The organism is Mesorhizobium sp. M7A.F.Ca.US.005.03.2.1, from assembly GCF_003997795.1.
Taxonomy (GTDB): Bacteria; Pseudomonadota; Alphaproteobacteria; order Rhizobiales; family Rhizobiaceae; genus Mesorhizobium; species Mesorhizobium ciceri.
Genome location: NZ_RZRP01001530.1, coordinates 1 through 585, shown reverse-complemented (window position 1 = coordinate 585; position 585 = coordinate 1). Strand labels below are relative to the sequence as shown.

General features: G+C 60.3%; 1 protein-coding gene and 1 pseudogene. Both read right to left on the bottom strand.

Features of this window, described 5'->3' with window-relative positions; genetic code table 11:
* Positions 1-212, bottom strand: a 212-nt coding sequence (locus tag EN991_RS38930) for a ferredoxin family protein (RefSeq protein WP_164769797.1), incomplete at its 3' end; no start/stop codon positions are given.
* A gap of 234 nt (positions 213-446) precedes the next feature.
* A pseudogene (locus EN991_RS41520) lies at positions 447-585 on the bottom strand (RNA-binding S4 domain-containing protein); the annotation flags it as partial.

Below are 585 nucleotides of genomic sequence, written 5' to 3'. Positions count from 1 at the left end.
GTATTGACCTGCAGCCATTTGTCGAGGCCGGGCTCGGTGTCGGGCTTGATCGCGTCGGCCGGGCATTCCGGCTCGCAAACACCGCAGTCGATGCACTCGTCGGGATGGATGACGAGCATGTTCTCGCCTTCGTAGAAACAATCGACCGGACAGACCTCGATGCAGTCCATGTATTTGCATTTGATGCAATTGTCGGTCACGACATAGGTCATCGGTCGGCTCCGGGACGTCCCATTTTGTTGGGCTTTTTCCGTCAGGTAACGCCTTTGGCCGCTGCTTGCAAGGGCAGCCATTCCTGTCGGCATCAGCGTTTCGAAATGGAATTCCAGGCAGCCGGCGCCCCAGAGGCCGGCGACCTCATGCAGGGCTTCCTGTTTGCCGGGTTCAGTTTTGCTTCAAACACGTCGTTATCCTGGCAAGCGCCGCCTGTTTTTGGACGCCAGGCATCAATCTTCGCCGAGCAATCGGTCGGTCTGGCGACGTTCCTTCTTGGTCGGGCGGCCGCTGCCGGCCTCGCGCAGCCCCGGAATTGCATCGGGAGGGGCTTCGCCCTTCGGTGCGGGCGGTGGCGACATATCCTCGTAG